The 17,772-nt window shown below is 52.5% G+C and carries 9 protein-coding genes, 1 tRNA gene and 3 rRNA genes; 5 read left to right on the forward strand and 8 right to left on the reverse strand.

Translation table 11 applies throughout. From position 1 onward, the window contains the following. Positions 1–4: 4 nt before the first annotated feature. The 4 genes from tapT to N1249_RS16395 all read left to right on the forward strand — a co-directional run bounded on the left by tapT (position 5) and on the right by N1249_RS16395 (position 5,236). A complete protein-coding gene (tapT, locus tag N1249_RS16375) occupies positions 5–703 on the forward strand; it encodes a tRNA-uridine aminocarboxypropyltransferase (protein WP_259831159.1) in 699 nt (232 codons plus the stop codon). Between the two features lie 35 nt (positions 704–738). Next, positions 739–3,402 (forward strand): bifunctional acetate--CoA ligase family protein/GNAT family N-acetyltransferase, encoded by a 2,664-nt coding sequence (locus N1249_RS16380; protein WP_259831160.1) that lies wholly within the window; start codon positions 739–741, stop codon positions 3,400–3,402. A gap of 110 nt (positions 3,403–3,512) precedes the next feature. Beyond that, positions 3,513–4,868: a CDP-diacylglycerol--serine O-phosphatidyltransferase gene (gene pssA, locus N1249_RS16390; protein WP_166716704.1), complete on the forward strand. Its 1,356-nt coding sequence runs from the start codon at positions 3,513–3,515 to the stop codon at positions 4,866–4,868. Positions 4,869–4,900: 32 nt separating this feature from the next. Beyond that, positions 4,901–5,236 carry a YfiM family lipoprotein gene (locus N1249_RS16395; RefSeq protein WP_409193147.1) on the forward strand — a complete coding sequence of 112 codons (336 nt, stop codon included), beginning with the start codon at positions 4,901–4,903 and terminating at the stop codon, positions 5,234–5,236. Here the strand turns inward: N1249_RS16395 and N1249_RS16400 are convergent. The 8 genes from N1249_RS16400 to rluD form a co-directional block, all read right to left on the reverse strand. After that, on the reverse strand, positions 5,233–6,528 hold the full coding sequence (locus N1249_RS16400; protein WP_259831162.1) for an MFS transporter: 1,296 nt from the start codon (positions 6,526–6,528) through the stop codon (positions 5,233–5,235). The two genes, N1249_RS16395 and N1249_RS16400, sit on opposite strands and share 4 nt — an antisense overlap. A gap of 270 nt (positions 6,529–6,798) precedes the next feature. Further along, a 5S ribosomal RNA gene (gene rrf, locus N1249_RS16405) occupies positions 6,799–6,914 on the reverse strand. A gap of 74 nt (positions 6,915–6,988) precedes the next feature. After that, positions 6,989–9,893, reverse strand: a 23S ribosomal RNA gene (locus tag N1249_RS16410). A 193-nt stretch (positions 9,894–10,086) separates the two neighbouring features. Continuing rightward, positions 10,087–10,162: transfer RNA gene (locus N1249_RS16415), tRNA-Glu, on the reverse strand. An 86-nt stretch (positions 10,163–10,248) separates the two neighbouring features. After that, positions 10,249–11,788: ribosomal RNA gene (locus tag N1249_RS16420) — 16S ribosomal RNA — on the reverse strand. The 16S, 23S and 5S rRNA genes sit together here with 1 tRNA gene alongside, the layout of an rRNA operon. A 464-nt stretch (positions 11,789–12,252) precedes the next feature. Next, positions 12,253–14,826 carry an ATP-dependent chaperone ClpB gene (gene clpB / locus N1249_RS16425; RefSeq protein WP_259831164.1) on the reverse strand — a complete coding sequence of 858 codons (2,574 nt, stop codon included), beginning with the start codon at positions 14,824–14,826 and terminating at the stop codon, positions 12,253–12,255. Positions 14,827–14,955: 129 nt separating this feature from the next. Then, positions 14,956–15,687: a purine nucleoside phosphorylase YfiH gene (yfiH, locus tag N1249_RS16430; RefSeq protein ID WP_259831177.1), complete on the reverse strand. Its 732-nt coding sequence runs from the start codon at positions 15,685–15,687 to the stop codon at positions 14,956–14,958. Then, positions 15,684–16,664 (reverse strand): 23S rRNA pseudouridine(1911/1915/1917) synthase RluD, encoded by a 981-nt coding sequence (gene rluD, locus N1249_RS16435; RefSeq protein ID WP_259831179.1) that lies wholly within the window; start codon positions 16,662–16,664, stop codon positions 15,684–15,686. Before rluD ends, yfiH begins: the two co-directional genes overlap by 4 nt. A gap of 131 nt (positions 16,665–16,795) precedes the next feature. Between rluD and bamD the strand changes: the two genes are divergently transcribed. Further along, a complete protein-coding gene (gene bamD / locus N1249_RS16440) occupies positions 16,796–17,533 on the forward strand; it encodes an outer membrane protein assembly factor BamD (RefSeq protein ID WP_259831181.1) in 738 nt (245 codons plus the stop codon). The last annotated feature ends 239 nt before the right edge of the window (positions 17,534–17,772 follow it).

Genomic DNA, 17,772 nt, shown 5'->3' on the forward strand with positions numbered 1-17,772 from the left:
GCCCATGACTGATAACGCTGTTCTTCAATTACGCGCTGAACGCCTTGCGCGTGCAACCCGCCCTTTTCTCGCTCGTGGCAACCGTATCCGCCGCTGTCAGCGCTGCCTGCTGCCGCTCAAGGTGTGCCTGTGCGAAACCCTCGCCCCTGCTGAGGCGCAAAGCCGTTTTTGCCTGGTCATGTTCGATACTGAACCCATGAAGCCCAGCAATACGGGCAGGCTGATTGCGGATATTCTGCCGGATACAACGGCATTTCAGTGGTCACGTACCGAACCGCCTCAGGCGCTGCTCGATCTGGTTGCCAGCGATGACTATCAGCCGATGGTCGTTTTCCCGGCCTCTTATGCAGGAGAGAGCCGTCAGGTGCTGGCTGCACCGCCTTCAGGTAAGCCGCCGCTTTTCATTATGCTGGATGGCACCTGGACGGAAGCACGAAAAATGTTCCGCAAAAGTCCTTATCTTGACGCGCTGCCGGTGATTTCAGTCGATCTGTCACGCGTATCTGCCTACCGGTTGCGTGAAGCGCACGCAGAGGGACAATATTGCACCGCAGAAGTCGCCATTGCGCTGTTAGACCTTGCCGGGGATACCTCAGCGGCAACTGCGCTGGGCGGCCATTTTTCCCGTTTTCGCGAGCGCTATCTGGCAGGAAAAACCATTCATAAGGGCACTGTCACAGCAGACGAAGCAGAAAGCGTTTAAAATCATCAGGTCACTCGTATCTACTGGAGACTTGCATGAGTCAGCGAGGCCTGGAAGCGTTACTGCGCCCTAAATCCATTGCCGTTATTGGTGCGTCGATGAAGCCTGATCGTGCAGGTTATCTGATGATGCGTAATTTACTGGCCGGTGGATTTAATGGCCCCGTGTTACCGGTTACGCCCTCCTGGAAAGCGGTTCAGGGCGTACTGGCATGGCCCGATGTGCAAAGCCTGCCTTTTGTGCCGGATCTTGCCGTGCTGTGTACAAACGCGAAACGTAACCTGGACCTGCTTGAGTCACTTGGCCAGAAAGGGTGTAAAACCTGCATTATCCTCTCTTCTCCTCCTGAACAGCAGCCTGAGCTTCTGGCCTGCGCCAGCCGGTATCAGATGCGCATTCTCGGCCCAAACAGTCTCGGTTTACTGGCGCCCTGGCAGGGCCTGAATGCCAGTTTTTCACCCGTCCCGATTCGCAAAGGTAAGCTGGCGTTTATTTCCCAGTCAGCGGCTGTATCAAATACCATCCTCGACTGGGCACAGCAGCGCGAGATGGGATTTTCCTACTTCATCGCACTGGGTGATAGCCTGGATATTGATGTCGATGAGCTGCTGGATTTCCTGGCCAGAGACAGCAAAACCAGCGCGATTTTGCTTTACCTTGAACATTTAAGCGATGCCCGCCGTTTTGTCTCAGCAGCCCGTAGCGCATCGCGCAATAAACCGATTCTGGTCATCAAAAGTGGCCGTAGCCCTGCCGCACAACGGCTTCTGCACTCACATTCAGGCATGGATCCTGCGTGGGATGCCGCCATTCAGCGTGCAGGTTTGCTGCGCGTTCAGGATACGCATGAGCTTTTTTCCGCGGTTGAAACGCTGAGCCATATGCGCCCGTTGCGCGGTGAGAAATTAATGATAGTCAGCAATGGTGCAGCGCCTGCCGCGCTGGCTCTGGACGAACTGTGGCTACGTAACGGCAAACTGGCGACGCTCAGTGAGGAGACGCTCCAGCGCCTGCGTGACGCACTGCCGACAAGCGTTTCGCCCGGTAATCCGCTGGATTTGCGCGATGATGCCAGCAGCGAGCGTTACATCAAAGCCATTTCTATCTTGCTGGATAGCCAGGATTTCGATGCGCTGATGATCATTCATTCGCCAAGTGCCGCGGCCCCCGGCAGCGAAAGTGCGCGAGGGCTTATCGAGGAGGTTCGACATCATCCTCGCGGGAAATATGTCACGCTGTTAACCAACTGGTGTGGCGAGTTTTCATCGCAGGAAGCACGGCGGCTGTTTAGCGAAGCCGGGCTCCCGACCTATCGCACCCCGGAAGGGACCATCACCGCGTTTATGCATATGGTGGAATATCGTCGTAACCAGAAGCAGCTGCGTGAAACCCCTGCGTTACCGGGTAATCTCGCGGCGAATACCGTTGATGTGCGCAGGTTGTTGCAACAGGCCATTGAGGAGGGTGCAACGTCGCTGGACACCCATGAAGTGCAGCCGATCCTCGGCAGTTATGGGATCCACACCCTACCCACCTGGATTGCCAGCGACAGCGCAGAAGCCGTTCATATCGCCGAGCAAATCGGCTACCCGGTTGCGCTGAAACTGCGTTCACCGGATATCCCGCATAAGTCTGATATTCAGGGCGTGATGTTGTATTTACGCACTGCAGCAGAAGTCCAGCAGGCCGCAGACGCCATTTTCGATCGGGTAAAAATGGCCTGGCCGCAGGCGAGGATCCACGGTTTACTGGTGCAAAGTATGGCTAACCGCGCTGGCGCCCAGGAATTGCGGGTGGTGGTTGAACATGACCCGGTCTTTGGCCCGCTGATTATGCTGGGTGAAGGCGGTGTGGAATGGCGACCTGAAGAGCAGGCAGTGGTCGCCCTGCCACCACTGAACATGAATCTGGCGCGCTATCTGGTTATTCAGGCCATTAAAAGCAAGAAAATCCGCGGGCGTAGTGCGCTGCGCCCGCTGGACATCGCCGGGCTAAGCCAGTTTTTAGTGCAGGTTTCTAACCTGATTGTTGATTGTGCTGAAATTCAGCGCCTGGATATTCATCCGCTGCTGGCTTCTGGCAATGAATTTACCGCCCTGGACGTCACGCTGGATATTGCTCCCTTTAAAGGTGACAGCGAAAGCAGGCTGGCCATCCGACCTTACCCGCTGCAACTTGAAGAATGGGTGGAAATGAAGAACGGCGAACGCGTGCTGTTCCGCCCTATTCTGCCAGAAGACGAACCGCAGCTGCGGGTGTTTATCTCGCAAGTAACGAAAGAGGATCTCTACTATCGCTACTTCAGTGAAATCAACGAATTTACCCATGAAGATTTAGCCAACATGACCCAGATCGACTACGATCGTGAAATGGCATTTGTTGCTGTTCGTCGTGTTGAAGCAGAGGAAGAGATCCTGGGTGTTACGCGGGCGATCTCTGATCCTGATAACGTCGATGCGGAGTTTGCCGTGCTGGTACGTTCCGATCTGAAAGGGCTGGGTCTGGGCAGGCGCCTGCTGGAAAAACTCATCAGTTATACGCGCGATCACGGATTGTTACGCCTGAATGGCATTACTATGCCTAACAATCGTGGCATGGTCACTCTGGCGCGAAAACTTGGTTTTGACGTTGATATCCAACTTGAGGAAGGGATTGTTTCCCTCACCCTCAGTCTGAAATCGGCGGATAAACAAGAGTAACCTACTGGAAATGTTAACCACTTTGGATGGTACTGGTGGTATCATTGTCCGCTTATGTTGTTTGCCTGGTACAGACAACCCTTCAATGAACAGAGAAGAAACGCACTGTGATGTTGTCAAAATTTAAGCGTAATAAACATCAACAACACCTTGCTCAACTACCGAAGATTTCTCAGTCAGTTGATGATGTAGAGTTCTTTTACGCTCCCGCTCATTTTCGGGAGACGCTTCTGGAAAAGATTGCCAGCGCCACGCGACGCATTTGCATTGTGGCTCTTTATCTCGAACAAGATGAAGGTGGCCGCGGGATCCTGAACGCGCTTTATGAAGCAAAACGGCTTCGTCCGGAACTGGATGTACGCGTGCTGGTTGACTGGCACCGTGCACAACGCGGCCGTATTGGCGCCGCGGCGTCTAACACCAACGCAGACTGGTATTGCCGAACTGCCCAGGAAAACCCGGGAATTGATATCCCGGTATACGGCGTTCCCGTTAATACGCGCGAAGCGCTTGGCGTACTCCATTTCAAAGGTTTCATCATCGACGACAGCGTGCTGTATAGCGGCGCGAGCCTGAATGATGTTTACCTTCACCAGCTCGATAAATATCGTTACGACCGCTACCATCTGATTCGTAATCCGCAGATGGCGGACATCATGTTCAACTGGGTTGATAAGAATCTGGTACATGGACGTGGCGTGAATCGTCTGGATAATCCTCACCGTCCTAAGAGCCCGGAAATTAAAAACGACGTTCGTCTCTTCCGTCAGGAATTACGTGACGCGATTTATCATTTTCAGGGTGATGCAAACAATGAGCAGTTATCTGTCACGCCGCTGGTTGGGCTGGGTAAGTCGAGCCTGCTGAATAAGACCATCTTCCATCTGATGCCGTGTGCCGATCAGAAACTCACGATCTGTACCCCTTACTTCAACCTGCCGGCTGTGCTGGTGCGTAACATTATTCAGCTGTTGCGTGATGGTAAGAAGGTCGAAATCATCGTGGGCGACAAAACGGCGAACGACTTTTTTATCCCGGAAGATCAGCCGTTCAAAATCATCGGTGCATTGCCTTATCTCTATGAGATTAACCTGCGCCGTTTCCTGAGTCGTTTACAGTACTATGTCAACACTGACCAGCTGGTCGTGCGACTGTGGAAAGATGAAGACAATACCTATCACCTGAAAGGGATGTGGGTAGATGATGAGTGGATGCTGCTGACGGGTAATAACCTGAACCCGCGCGCCTGGCGCCTGGATCTGGAAAATGCCATTCTGATCCACGATCCGCAGCACGAACTGGCCGCGAAACGTGAGCGCGAACTGGATTTGATTCGCACGCATACCACTGTGGTACGTCACTATCGCGATCTGCAAAGCATTGCTGATTATCCGGTAAAAGTCCGCAAGCTCATCCGTCGTTTGCGTCGGATCCGAATCGACCGCCTTATTAGCCGTATTCTGTAACACGAGGCCCTGTCAACGACAGGGCTTTTTTTATGGAGCTCACTGTGCGTATTCCTCTGCTGCTAACCATCCTCTGTCTGACAGGATGTAGCCATATGGCTAACGATAGCTGGTCTGGTCAGGACAAGGCTCAGCACTTTATCGCCTCCGCAATGTTGTCCGCTGCGGGCAATGAATATGCACAACATCAGGGTTACAGCCGGGATCGTAGCGCAGCGATTGGCTTCATGTTCTCTGTAAGCCTGGGGGCATCCAAAGAATTATGGGATAGCCGCCCGGCAGGGAGCGGCTGGAGCTGGAAAGATTTCGCATGGGATGTCGCCGGGGCAACCACCGGCTATGCCGTGTGGCAGATGGCGCATTATTAAAGGCGGATCCCCTTCCCTTTACGGTGCAGCATCAGAGAAACAATAAAGGCCAGCGCCCCCATAACGGTGACATACCAGAAGAAGGTCGTTTCGCTTCCCCACGATTTGAGCGACAGCGCGACATATTCAGCTGAACCCCCAAACAGTGCGTTAGCGACTGCATAAGAGAGACCAACCCCCAGAGCACGCACCTGCGCCGGGAACATTTCCGCTTTTAATATCCCGCTGATAGAGGTGTAGAAACTGACTATTACCATTGCCAGCATAACGAGGGCAAAAGCTGCATAAGGCGAGGAGACATGCTGAAGCGCGGACAAAATGGGCACGGTACATAACGCAGACATTCCGCCAAAAATCAGCATCGACGTGCGCCGACCAATCTTATCAGAGAACGCACCAATCACCGGTTGTATCAGCATAAAGACAAACAGCGCCACGGTCATCACCACACTGGCGATGTTAGCGTGCATTCCCGTTGTGTTCACCAGGTACTTTTGCATATAGGTGGTGAAGGTGTAAAAGCTCAGCGAGCCCCCGGCGGTGAAGCCCAGCACCATCAGAAATGCTTTGCGGTTACGCCATAAGCCTTTGAATGAACCTGCTTCTTTTAACGCCCTGACTTCCTGCTGCGATGTTTCATCTAACTGTCGACGCAGCCAAAGCGCAACGATCGCCAGCGCGGCCCCCATAGCAAAGGGGATCCGCCATCCCCAGGTGTGCAGCTGTTCATCTGTCAGGATCTGCTGAAGGATCACTACCACAAGGATCGCCAAAAGTTGGCCGCCGATGAGAGTGACATACTGGAAAGATGCGTAGAATCCTTTACGACCTTCAAGCGCAATTTCACTCATGTAAGTCGCGCTGGTGCCGTATTCCCCCCCAACCGATAACCCCTGGAATAAGCGAGCCAGTAACAGCAGTGCCGGTGCCCATGTACCAATCGCCTCGTAACCCGGTAAGCAGGCAATTACCAGTGAACCAAAGCACATCATGCATACCGAGATAAGCATTGAGACTTTACGACCACGACGATCCGCGATTCGGCCGAAGAGCCAGCCACCAATTGGGCGCATCAGGAACCCAGCGGCAAAAACGCCCGCAGTTTGTAGTAACTGTGTTGTTGTATTGCCGGATGGAAAGAAAATATGAGCGAAGTAGAGCGAACAGAACGAATAGACGTAGAAGTCGAACCATTCAACCAGATTCCCTGAAGAGGCGCTGACGATTGCCCATACCCTTCGGCGGGTATCACTGTTAACCAGCGTCCCGTGTGATGTGATGTTTTCTGTCATTATGATTATGCTCCTGCCATCTACAGCGGCGTGTTGAGTCTAAGAGACTCAATTGCTTCGTAAATGAAATGTTATAATTTTGTTATAAATTGCATTGCGATGGAGATCACATATTTCATTAGCAGGATAAGGGATTAGGAGAAAGGCCAGAAAGGGGGATCGTGCGGTCACATTGCCGGGTGGCAACTTCGCCTTACCCGGCCTGCAAAAAACGGTGGTTCGTAAACGCAAAGAGGCCATCCTTTCGGATGGCCTCTCTACTTATTTGATGCCTGGCAGTTCCCTACTCTCACATGGGGAGACCCCACACTACCATCGGCGCTACGGCGTTTCACTTCTGAGTTCGGCATGGGGTCAGGTGGGACCACCGCGCTAAAGCCGCCAGGCAAATTCTGTTAAATCTGTATCAAAACTGAAATTTGAATATGTCGTCTCTTCGCCGAAACAGCTTCGGCGTTGTAAGGTTAAGCCTCACGGTTCATTAGTATCGGTTAGCTCAACGTATCGCTACGCTTACACACCCGACCTATCAACGTCGTCGTCTTCAACGTTCCTTCAGGACCCTTAAAGGGTCAGGGAGAACTCATCTCGGGGCAAGTTTCGTGCTTAGATGCTTTCAGCACTTATCTTTTCCGCATTTAGCTACCGGGCAATGCCATTGGCATGACAACCCGAACACCAGTGATGCGTCCACTCCGGTCCTCTCGTACTAGGAGCAGCCCCCCTCAATTCTCCAGCGCCCACGGCAGATAGGGACCGAACTGTCTCACGACGTTCTAAACCCAGCTCGCGTACCACTTTAAACGGCGAACAGCCGTACCCTTGGGACCTACTTCAGCCCCAGGATGTGATGAGCCGACATCGAGGTGCCAAACACCGCCGTCGATATGAACTCTTGGGCGGTATCAGCCTGTTATCCCCGGAGTACCTTTTATCCGTTGAGCGATGGCCCTTCCATTCAGAACCACCGGATCACTATGACCTGCTTTCGCACCTGCTCGAGCCGTCACTCTCGCAGTCAAGCTAGCTTATGCCATTGCACTAACCTCCTGATGTCCGACCAGGATTAGCTAACCTTCGTGCTCCTCCGTTACTCTTTGGGAGGAGACCGCCCCAGTCAAACTACCCACCAGACACTGTCCGCAACCCGGATTACGGGTCTACGTTAGAACACCAGCCATTAAAGGGTGGTATTTCAAGGATGGCTCCATGCAGACTGGCGTCCACACTTCAAAGCCTCCCACCTATCCTACACATCAAGGACCAGTGTTCAGTGTCAAGCTATAGTAAAGGTTCACGGGGTCTTTCCGTCTTGCCGCGGGTACACTGCATCTTCACAGCGAGTTCAATTTCACTGAGTCTCGGGTGGAGACAGCCTGGCCATCATTACGCCATTCGTGCAGGTCGGAACTTACCCGACAAGGAATTTCGCTACCTTAGGACCGTTATAGTTACGGCCGCCGTTTACCGGGGCTTCGATCAAGAGCTTCGCGTTGCCGCTAACCCCATCAATTAACCTTCCGGCACCGGGCAGGCGTCACACCGTATACGTCCACTTTCGTGTTTGCACAGTGCTGTGTTTTTAATAAACAGTTGCAGCCAGCTGGTATCTTCGACTGATTTCAGCTCCACCCGCAGGGGCTTCACCTACATATCAGCGTGCCTTCTCCCGAAGTTACGGCACCATTTTGCCTAGTTCCTTCACCCGAGTTCTCTCAAGCGCCTTGGTATTCTCTACCTGACCACCTGTGTCGGTTTGGGGTACGATTTGATGTTACCTGATGCTTAGAGGCTTTTCCTGGAAGCAGGGCATTTGTTACTTCAGCACCGTAGTGCCTCGTCATCACACCTCAGCGTTAAAAAGAGTCCGGATTTACCTAAACTCTCCGCCTACATGCTTAAACCGGGACAACCGTCGCCCGGCTAACATAGCCTTCTCCGTCCCCCCTTCGCAGTAACACCAAGTACAGGAATATTAACCTGTTTCCCATCGACTACGCCTTTCGGCCTCGCCTTAGGGGTCGACTCACCCTGCCCCGATTAACGTTGGACAGGAACCCTTGGTCTTCCGGCGTGCGGGCTTTTCACCCGCATTATCGTTACTTATGTCAGCATTCGCACTTCTGATACCTCCAGCAACCCTCACAGGCCACCTTCAACGGCTTACAGAACGCTCCCCTACCCAACAACACATAGTGTCGCTGCCGCAGCTTCGGTGCATGGTTTAGCCCCGTTACATCTTCCGCGCAGGCCGACTCGACCAGTGAGCTATTACGCTTTCTTTAAATGATGGCTGCTTCTAAGCCAACATCCTGGCTGTCTGTGCCTTCCCACATCGTTTCCCACTTAACCATGACTTTGGGACCTTAGCTGGCGGTCTGGGTTGTTTCCCTCTTCACGACGGACGTTAGCACCCGCCGTGTGTCTCCCGTGATAACATTCTTCGGTATTCGTAGTTTGCATCGGGTTGGTAAGCCGGGATGGCCCCCTAGCCGAAACAGTGCTCTACCCCCGAAGATGAGTTCACGAGGCGCTACCTAAATAGCTTTCGGGGAGAACCAGCTATCTCCCGGTTTGATTGGCCTTTCACCCCCAGCCACAAGTCATCCGCTAATTTTTCAACATTAGTCGGTTCGGTCCTCCAGTTAGTGTTACCCAACCTTCAACCTGCCCATGGCTAGATCACCGGGTTTCGGGTCTATACCCTGCAACTTAACGCCCAGTTAAGACTCGGTTTCCCTTCGGCTCCCCTATACGGTTAACCTTGCTACAGAATATAAGTCGCTGACCCATTATACAAAAGGTACGCAGTCACACCACGAAGGTGCTCCCACTGCTTGTACGTACACGGTTTCAGGTTCTTTTTCACTCCCCTCGCCGGGGTTCTTTTCGCCTTTCCCTCACGGTACTGGTTCACTATCGGTCAGTCAGGAGTATTTAGCCTTGGAGGATGGTCCCCCCATATTCAGACAGGATACCACGTGTCCCGCCCTACTCTTCGAGTTCACAGCAAGTGTGCTTTCGTGTACGGGGCTATCACCCTGTATCGCCGGACTTTCCAGACCGTTCCACTAACACACAAGCTGATTCAGACTCTGGGCTGCTCCCCGTTCGCTCGCCGCTACTGGGGGAATCTCGGTTGATTTCTTTTCCTCGGGGTACTTAGATGTTTCAGTTCCCCCGGTTCGCCTCGTTAACCTATGTATTCAGTTAACGATAGTGTGTCGGAACACACTGGGTTTCCCCATTCGGACATCGCCGGGTCAAAGGTTCATATCACCTCGCCGGCGCTTTTCGCAGATTAGCACGTCCTTCATCGCCTCTGACTGCCAGGGCATCCACCGTGTACGCTTAGTCGCTTAACCTCACAACCCGAAGATGTTTCTTTCGATTCATCATCGACTTGCGAAAATTTGAGAGACTCGAACACACCATTAAGATGTGTCGTTTCAATTTTCAGCTTGATCCAGATTTTTAAAGAGCAAATATCTCAAATGTGACTCACTGAGTCAGTTTTGAGATATATCGGCAGGTGACTTTCACTCACAAACCAGCAAGTGGCGTCCCCTAGGGGATTCGAACCCCTGTTACCGCCGTGAAAGGGCGGTGTCCTGGGCCTCTAGACGAAGGGGACACTGAAGTCTGCTTCGGCAAGACGCCTTGCTATTTACTTTTCATCAGACAATCTGTGTGAGCACTACAAAGGCAGGTTCTTTAAGGTAAGGAGGTGATCCAACCGCAGGTTCCCCTACGGTTACCTTGTTACGACTTCACCCCAGTCATGAATCACAAAGTGGTAAGCGCCCTCCCGAAGGTTAAGCTACCTACTTCTTTTGCAACCCACTCCCATGGTGTGACGGGCGGTGTGTACAAGGCCCGGGAACGTATTCACCGTAGCATTCTGATCTACGATTACTAGCGATTCCGACTTCATGGAGTCGAGTTGCAGACTCCAATCCGGACTACGACATACTTTATGAGGTCCGCTTGCTCTCGCGAGGTCGCTTCTCTTTGTATATGCCATTGTAGCACGTGTGTAGCCCTACTCGTAAGGGCCATGATGACTTGACGTCATCCCCACCTTCCTCCAGTTTATCACTGGCAGTCTCCTTTGAGTTCCCGGCCGGACCGCTGGCAACAAAGGATAAGGGTTGCGCTCGTTGCGGGACTTAACCCAACATTTCACAACACGAGCTGACGACAGCCATGCAGCACCTGTCTCAGAGTTCCCGAAGGCACCAATCCATCTCTGGAAAGTTCTCTGGATGTCAAGAGTAGGTAAGGTTCTTCGCGTTGCATCGAATTAAACCACATGCTCCACCGCTTGTGCGGGCCCCCGTCAATTCATTTGAGTTTTAACCTTGCGGCCGTACTCCCCAGGCGGTCGATTTAACGCGTTAGCTCCGGAAGCCACTCCTCAAGGGAACAACCTCCAAATCGACATCGTTTACGGCGTGGACTACCAGGGTATCTAATCCTGTTTGCTCCCCACGCTTTCGCACCTGAGCGTCAGTCTTTGTCCAGGGGGCCGCCTTCGCCACCGGTATTCCTCCAGATCTCTACGCATTTCACCGCTACACCTGGAATTCTACCCCCCTCTACAAGACTCTAGCCTGCCAGTTTCGAATGCAGTTCCCAGGTTGAGCCCGGGGATTTCACATCCGACTTGACAGACCGCCTGCGTGCGCTTTACGCCCAGTAATTCCGATTAACGCTTGCACCCTCCGTATTACCGCGGCTGCTGGCACGGAGTTAGCCGGTGCTTCTTCTGCGAGTAACGTCAATCACCAAGGTTATTAACCTTAATGCCTTCCTCCTCGCTGAAAGTACTTTACAACCCGAAGGCCTTCTTCATACACGCGGCATGGCTGCATCAGGCTTGCGCCCATTGTGCAATATTCCCCACTGCTGCCTCCCGTAGGAGTCTGGACCGTGTCTCAGTTCCAGTGTGGCTGGTCATCCTCTCAGACCAGCTAGGGATCGTCGCCTAGGTGAGCCATTACCCCACCTACTAGCTAATCCCATCTGGGCACATCTGATGGCAAGAGGCCCGAAGGTCCCCCTCTTTGGTCTTGCGACGTTATGCGGTATTAGCTACCGTTTCCAGTAGTTATCCCCCTCCATCAGGCAGTTTCCCAGACATTACTCACCCGTCCGCCGCTCGTCACCCAGGAGCAAGCTCCCTGTGTTACCGCTCGACTTGCATGTGTTAGGCCTGCCGCCAGCGTTCAATCTGAGCCATGATCAAACTCTTCAATTTAAAAGTTTGATGCTCAATGAATTAAACTTCGTAATGAATTACGTGTTCACTCGTTGAGACTTGGTATTCATTTATCGTCCGAGGACGTTAAGAATCCATGTCACTTTGAGTGCCCACACAGATTGTCTGATAAATTGTTAAAGAGCAGTGCCGCTTCGTTTTCGCTGCGGCGCGGGGTGTGCATATTACGCTTTCCCGCTACAGAGTCAAGCTTTTATTTTCGCTTTTCTCCGGGATTCTTCAGCGGCTTTCGCCGGAGAACCCTGCTGACCCGGCGGCTTGCTTGCCGTTGTTCCGTGTCAGTGGAGGCGCATTATAGGGAGTTATTCTGAAGCTGCAAGTGCAAAGTGAAAATTATTTACTGACCGCTCACTTTCCAGGCAAAATACACCCCAGACGTTCATTTTCGCCTGGTTTTTAAACAAAAACGAGCCGCGAGCGGCCCGTTTTTGATGTTTTGTGACTTACTGCACTGCCACAATTCGATCGTCATTCACTTCCAGACGAATCACTTTCCCTGGAATCAGCTCTCCGGAAAGGATTTGCTGGGCCAGTGGGTTTTCGATCTGCTGCTGGATAGCACGTTTCAGAGGACGTGCACCATAAACAGGATCGTAGCCATTCTCACTAAGCAGTTTCAGCGCGTCATCAGAGATGTGGATTTCATATCCACGCTCTTCCAGACGTTTATAAAGACGCTGGAGCTGGATCTGCGCAATAGAAGCAATGTGTTTTTCACCCAACGGGTGGAATACCACGACTTCATCGATACGGTTAATGAACTCAGGGCGGAAGCTGTGGCTCACAACCCCCAGTACCAGATCCTTCATATGACCGTAGTCCAGTTCACCAAAACGTTCCTGAATCAAATCAGAACCCAGGTTCGACGTCATGATCACCACGGTATTGCGGAAATCGACGGTTCTCCCCTGCCCATCGGTGAGTCGTCCATCATCCAGAACCTGCAACAGAATGTTGAACACATCCGGGTGCGCTTTCTCCACTTCATCCAGAAGAATGACGGAGTAAGGACGACGACGTACCGCTTCAGTCAGATAGCCACCTTCTTCATAGCCAACGTATCCCGGAGGCGCACCCACCAGACGTGAAACCGAGTGTTTTTCCATAAACTCAGACATATCGATACGGATCATCGCGTCATCGCTATCAAACATAAAGTTAGCCAGCGCTTTGCAGAGCTCTGTTTTACCCACACCCGTTGGGCCAAGGAACAGGAATGAACCAATCGGACGATTTGGATCAGACAAGCCCGCGCGGCTACGGCGAATGGCATTCGATACCGCCTCAACGGCTTCATCCTGGCCAATCACCCGGTGGTGCAAGTCCTGCTCCATCCGCAGCAGTTTTTCACGTTCACTTTCCATCATGCGAGCGACCGGGATACCCGTCCAGCGCGCCAGCACTTCAGCAATTTCCGCATCGGTCACTTTGTTACGCAGCAGACGCATGGTTTTGCCTTCTGCCTGCGTTGCAGCTTCCAGCTGTTTTTCCAGCTCCGGAATTTTACCGTACTGAAGTTCAGACATCCGCCCCAGGTCACCTACCCGGCGAGCCTGTTCAATGGCGATTTTTGCCTGCTCCAGTTCTGCCTTAATCGTCTGAGTCCCCGAAAGCGATGCTTTCTCCGCTTTCCACTCTTCTTCTAACTCAGAATACTGGCGCTCTTTGTCGTCCAGTTCCTCGTTAAGCATATCCAGGCGTTTCTTACTGGCTTCATCAGACTCTTTCTTCAGCGCCTGCTGTTCCAGCTTGAGTTGAATGATTCGACGATCGAGTCTGTCCAGCTCTTCTGGTTTCGAGTCAATCTGCATACGAATACTCGACGCAGCTTCATCAATAAGGTCGATTGCTTTATCCGGCAGCTGGCGATCGGAGATATAACGGTGCGAAAGCGTCGCCGCTGCAACAATGGCCGGGTCGGTGATCTGCACATGGTGGTGCAACTCATAACGCTCTTTCAGGCCACGCAAAATCGCAATGGTGTCTTCGACCGTGGGCTCAGCCACGAACACTTTCTGGAAACGACGCTCAAGGGCAGCATCTTTTTCAATATACTGACGATACTCATCAAGCGTTGTCGCACCGACGCAGTGAAGTTCACCACGCGCCAGCGCAGGTTTCAGCATGTTCCCGGCATCCATTGCGCCATCCGCTTTACCGGCACCGACCATCGTGTGCAGCTCGTCAATAAACAGAATGACGTTGCCTTCCTGTTTTGCCAGGTCGTTAAGCACGCCTTTCAGACGTTCTTCGAATTCACCGCGGTATTTCGCCCCGGCCACCAGCGCGCCCATATCCAGAGCCAGCACACGGCGACCTTTCAGGCCTTCCGGTACTTCTCCATTTACAATACGTTGCGCCAGCCCTTCAACAATGGCGGTTTTACCGACACCCGGCTCACCAATCAGCACAGGGTTGTTTTTGGTACGGCGTTGCAGTACCTGGATGGTACGGCGAATTTCTTCATCACGGCCAATCACCGGGTCAAGCTTGCCCTGCTCGGCACGCTCGGTCAGATCGACGGTGAATTTTTTCAAAGCCTGACGTTGGTCTTCGGCTCCCTGATCGTTCACGCTTTCACCTCCGCGCATTTTTTCAATCGCCTGAGTCACGTTGGCGGTTGTTGCTCCGGCAGTTTTAAGCAGGTCGGTCAAAGTACCGCGTGATTCAAGCACCGCCAGAACAAACAGTTCCGACGATATAAAGTTGTCGCCACGTTTTTGCGCCAGCTTGTCGCAAAGATTCAGTACACGCACCAGCTCCTGGGACGGCTGAACATCACCGCCCGTTCCTTCCACCTGCGGCAAACGGCTCAATTCCTGATCGATGGCCGTGCGTAACTGGCCAGCATTAATACCGGCGGACGTTAATAATGGACGTACCGAACCCCCTTCCTGATTCAGCAAGGCGCTCATTAGATGAAGAGGTTCGATGAATTGGTTGTCGTGCCCCAGTGCGAGGGACTGGGCATCGGCGAGTGCAAGCTGGAATTTATTAGTAAGACGATCCAGACGCATAACTCCTCCCATAACAGGTCAAATTTGCTACTGGAGATTAAATGAGGTCATCCCTCAATTATTCAAGGTTAATGACCTGAATTATGTGAAAAGAAAACGGCACGTACCGGATCGTCTTGATTCCTTAGGTTATATCAGCCAAATAAAACTTGCCATACGACCCGTCGTCTTGTCGCGGCGATAAGAGAAAAAATCACCCTTTTCGGTGAACGTACAGCGATCGCCACCGAAGATTTGCGTAATTCCCACGCGATGCAGACGTTGACGCGCAAGCTGATAAATATCGGCCAGATATTTTTCACCCACCGACTGAAACGCGGTGACGGCTTGCGGATCTTTATCCATAAAGGCTTCTCGTACCTCAGGCCCGACTTCAAAGGCGCGAGGGCCAATTGCCGGGCCAAGCCAGGCAATAATGTTGGCAGGGTTATCGGCGAAACAGGCGACTGTCTCCTCCAGAACCCCTTCGCACAGGCCACGCCATCCTGCGTGCGCGGCCGCGACTTCGGTTCCAGCCTGGTTACAGAAGAGAACCGGCAGGCAATCGGCGGTCATAACGGCACACACTGTCCCGGGAGTATTACTGTAAGAAGCATCGGCACGTTTAGAAACATAGGGTTCACCCGTCAGTTTCAGTACGTCCTTGCCGTGCACCTGTTCGAGCCAGACGGGTTTTGACGGTAAGTTTCCGGCCGCAAACATCCGCTTGCGGTTTTCCTCAACATGTTCAAGAACATCACCGCAATGCGCGCCGAGATTTAATGACTCCCACGCACCCTGGCTTACCCCGCCGACGCGGGTCGAACTACAGGCGGCCACGCCCTCAGGCAGTGGCCACTCCGGGACAATCAGTTTGGTCATAACCAGTCCACCTGGTCCTTATGCTCTTCAAAATCAGCGCGTAATGCTTCGATAAGCTCCACCATATCCTGTGGGATAGGCGCGTGCCATTCCATCTGGATGCCGGTGATCGGATGGTAAAGACGCAGCATTGTTGCGTGCAGTGCCTGGCGGTCAAACTTACGCAGGACGCTGATGAACTCATCAGATGCACCTTTCGGCGGACGCGGACGGCCACCGTAAACCTGGTCACCCACCAGCGGATGAGTGATGTGTGCCATATGGACACGGATCTGGTGCGTACGACCCGTTTCAAGGCGCAGACGCAGGCGCGTATGGATACGGAAATGTTCCATAATGCGGTAGTGCGTTACCGCCGGTTTCCCCATTGGGTGCACCGACATATGCGTACGTTTGGTTGGGTGGCGGCTGATTGGTTCTTCTACCGTGCCGCCCGAGGTCATATGACCAATCGCGACCGCTTCATATTCACGGGTAATTTCACGCAGCTGCAACGATTCCACCAGACGTGTCTGGGCAGGAATAGTTTTCGCCACCACCATCAGCCCCGTGGTGTCTTTATCCAGACGGTGAACGATACCTGCGCGCGGTACGTCAGCAATTGGCGGGTAATAATGGAGGAGCGCGTTTAATACTGTACCATCAGGATTACCGGCACCTGGATGAACAACCAGATCGCGCGGTTTGTTGATAACCAGAATGTCATCATCTTCGTAGACGATCTCCAGCGGGATATCCTGCGGTTCAAAACGCACTTCTTCTTCGATTTCAGCATTGATGGCGACAGCTTCCCCACCTAACACTTTCTCTTTTGGTTTGTCCCAGACTTTGCCGTTTACCATCACGCGCTGGTCAAGGATCCATTCTTTTATGCGTGAACGCGAATAATCAGGGAACAATTCGGCCAAAGCCTGATCTAAGCGTTGACCGAGCTGATTTTCGGAGACTGTTGCGGTGAGTTCTACTCGTTGTGCCATAAACTGCTTCTTCGTTTAACGTTGGGTTTTACGGCTTTGCCGTTTAATATAGTGTGCTATTGTAGCTGGTCTTAATCGGGAGCAGGAACAGAGTTTCTCCCGGACAAACATTTGAGGAAAGTCAAAACGTCATGACGCGCATGAAATATCTGGTGGCAGCGGCCACGTTGAGCCTGGCTTTGGTGGGCTGCTCCGGTTCAAATGAACAGGTCCCTGACAATCCGCCGAATGAAATCTATGCGACTGCACAACAAAAGTTGCAGGACGGTAACTGGAAACAGGCGATAACGCAACTGGAAGCGCTGGATAATCGCTATCCATTTGGTCCGTATTCGCAGCAGGTACAGTTAGATCTCATCTACGCTTACTATAAAAATGCCGATCTGCCGCTGGCTCAGGCGACTATCGATCGCTTCATGCGTCTGAATCCGACTCATCCTAACATCGATTATGTCATGTATATGCGCGGACTGACCAACATGGCTCTGGATGACAGTGCTCTGCAAGGTTTCTTTGGTGTTGATCGTTCCGACCGCGATCCTCAACATGCGCGTGACGCCTTTAACGACTTCTCCAGGCTGGTACGCGGTTATCCAAACAGCCAGTATATTACCGATGCCACTAAGCGTCTGGTATTCCTGAAAGATCGTCTGGCTAAGTATGAATACTCCGTTGCTGAATACTACACCCGCCGTGGCGCATGGGTTGCCGTGGTTAACCGTGTAGAAGGAATGCTGCGCGATTACCCTGATACGCAAGCCACGCGTGACGGCCTGAAGCTGATGGAAAACGCATACCGTCAGATGCAGATGAACGCGCAGGCTGAAAAAGTTGCGAAAATCATCGCCGCAAACAGCAGCAATACCTGACTTTCCGCTTAAAGCAAAACGGCAGCCCAGTGGCTGCCGTTTTTTTATTCGTTTCTGTCATAAGCTGAAGCGGTTTAGCTTCAACACATCCTATCAACTATGGCCTCAATTTCTGAGTTCGACAAGGTAAAAATCGCCTCTTCCTGTCCTGCCTCACAAAAAAGATTCCCTGACAAAAACCGACAAAATAACGTGATCTAAATCACACATTTTGACATTAGGACAGGTATGCTGGAATC

Source organism: Enterobacter sp. CP102, assembly GCF_025152625.1.
Lineage (GTDB): Bacteria > Pseudomonadota > Gammaproteobacteria > Enterobacterales > Enterobacteriaceae > Enterobacter > Enterobacter soli.

Excerpts from the sequence above, each read along its gene's own strand:
- N1249_RS16395 (WP_409193147.1), top strand. The coding sequence starts at position 4,901 with ATGGAGCTCACTGTGCGTATTCCTCTGCTGCTAACCATCCTCTGTCTG.
- pssA (WP_166716704.1), top strand. The coding sequence starts at position 3,513 with ATGTTGTCAAAATTTAAGCGTAATAAACATCAACAACACCTTGCTCAA.
- rluD (WP_259831179.1), bottom strand. The coding sequence starts at position 16,664 with ATGGCACAACGAGTAGAACTCACCGCAACAGTCTCCGAAAATCAGCTC.
- N1249_RS16400 (WP_259831162.1), bottom strand. The coding sequence starts at position 6,528 with ATGACAGAAAACATCACATCACACGGGACGCTGGTTAACAGTGATACC.
- bamD (WP_259831181.1), top strand. The coding sequence starts at position 16,796 with ATGACGCGCATGAAATATCTGGTGGCAGCGGCCACGTTGAGCCTGGCT.
- clpB (WP_259831164.1), bottom strand. The coding sequence starts at position 14,826 with ATGCGTCTGGATCGTCTTACTAATAAATTCCAGCTTGCACTCGCCGAT.
- yfiH (WP_259831177.1), bottom strand. The coding sequence starts at position 15,687 with ATGACCAAACTGATTGTCCCGGAGTGGCCACTGCCTGAGGGCGTGGCC.
- tapT (WP_259831159.1), top strand. The coding sequence starts at position 5 with ATGACTGATAACGCTGTTCTTCAATTACGCGCTGAACGCCTTGCGCGT.
- N1249_RS16380 (WP_259831160.1), top strand. The coding sequence starts at position 739 with ATGAGTCAGCGAGGCCTGGAAGCGTTACTGCGCCCTAAATCCATTGCC.